Here is a 1924-nt window from a genome sequence, read left to right on the forward strand (position 1 = left end):
TGTGTGCCCTGCATATGCAGGACACACCCCGAAAGCTTTTCAAATAGTTCAAAAATACAAATTTTGACTACAAAAACTAATTTTCGGGGTGTTATTTTTCCAGAGGGTGTGAGTCCCTTAACCGCGAGAGTAACGTCTCGAAGGTTTAGTACGTGACAAGGTGGTTTACCGCGAGGTATGCACTGAAGGAAGTCAAACGGCAAAAGTCTGTACTGACGAACAGAAAGTACATAAGAGGCATAGCAGTAAGGATGAGTATCCACAGCAATACGAAGTCCAAAACAGTGTTCTGAACATGCTACTAAATCAGATTACTGTCATGTAGATGTACCAGGAATAGACGGAAGGAAAAAGCGGTTACTAGGGGAGGTCTCTTAGATTACGAGTTAATCACAAAGAGAAGTCAGCAGAGGTCATAGTACTTGAAAGCAACGAGGTGTGAATAGATACCGCACAGGTCTCACAAACAAGGAAGGACTGAACGCAAAGAGGTTTTCAATAAGTAATGGAATCTTGCCTAGGTAGATAGCCCTACTTAACGAAAACAGGTTAAAACAAAACTAAGATGATTGAAAAAGTAGTACATCCATACAACTTTCAAAAAGCATTGGAACACGTCATTGCCAATAAAGGTAGTGCAGGTGTTGATGGCGTTTCTATCAAAGAACTCCGCAAGGTATTCCCAGAAAAGAAAGACCAGTTAATTATGGAAATAAAACAAGGAAATTATCAAATTCAACCCATTTTAGGAATAGAAATTCCCAAAGGCAACGGAAAAACCCGATTATTGGGAGTTCCCACAACAAGCGAACGAGTGTTGCAACAAGCGGTTTCACAAAGCATCGCACCTTTATTTGAACCCGAATTCAAACCCAGCAGTTTTGGATTTAGACCTAACAAAAATGCCCGACAAGCCGTTGGACAAGCACGGGACTACATCCATTCAGGACTGAACCACATTGTGGATATTGACTTGAAAAATTTCTTTGATGAAGTTGACCATTGTTTACTTCTGAATTTGTTGTTTCAAAAAGTGAAATGCAAAACCACAATGCAACTCATTCGCAAATGGCTTCGAGCACCGATTAAAATCAACGGAAAGCTACGAAAACGAAGAAAAGGCGTTCCGCAAGGTTCTCCTTTAAGCCCACTATTGTCTAACATCTTACTCCATCAATTGGATAAAGAAATGACCCGAAGAGGACATAAATTCGTTCGTTACGCTGATGATTTTAGTATCTACTGCAAGAGCCATAATCAAGCGAAAGCTACGAGCGTAGTGATTGAAAAGTTCCTTAAGAACAAGCTCAAACTAACCATCAACGAGGAAAAGAGTGGGATTAGAAAACCCTCTAACTTTACGTTACTTGGCTTTGGATTTGTGCCCGTTTACAATAAAGGAAACAAGAATCAATACCAACTCGTAGTAGCCGAAAAGGCATGGAAAAACCTAAAGATGCGATTCAAAAGCATTACCCGAAAAACCACCCCAGCCAAACTAGAAGAACGTATCACCAAGATAAAGGAAATCCAACGAGGATGGCTAAACTATTTTCGAGGAACCAACATCATGGGAAAACTACGAGATATGGATGGTTGGCTGCGGAATCGCATCCGCTATTGTATTTGGCACGACTGGAAGAAACCTGAAAGGAAAAGGAAAAACCTGATTCGATTGGGGGTTGACCAAGACCACGCCTATGCATGGAGCAGAACTCGAAAAGGTGGTTGGGCGATTGCCCAAAGTCCCATTTTAGGAACAACTATTACCTTGAAACGCTTGAAACAAAAAGGATACGAATCCTTAACGGAAATCTACATTCAACTCAACCCATCTTTTTGCGAACCGCCGAGTACGTGACCCGTATGCTCGGTGGTGTGAGAGGCTCACCCTGTCAGTTTCTGGCAGGGCAGTCTACTCGAT

Annotated in this window: 1 protein-coding gene; it reads left to right on the forward strand. The window is 41.7% G+C overall.

Features of this window, described 5'->3' with window-relative positions:
- The first annotated feature begins 565 nt into the window (after positions 1-565).
- The gene (gene ltrA / locus DPN68_RS12980) at positions 566-1861 is read left to right on the forward strand and encodes a group II intron reverse transcriptase/maturase (RefSeq protein WP_113990044.1); all 1296 of its coding nucleotides are present in this window, start codon (positions 566-568) and stop codon (positions 1859-1861) included.
- The last annotated feature ends 63 nt before the right edge of the window (positions 1862-1924 follow it).

This window comes from Flavobacterium tibetense, from assembly GCF_003293845.1.
In the GTDB taxonomy this organism is placed as follows: Bacteria; Bacteroidota; Bacteroidia; order Flavobacteriales; family Flavobacteriaceae; genus Flavobacterium; species Flavobacterium tibetense.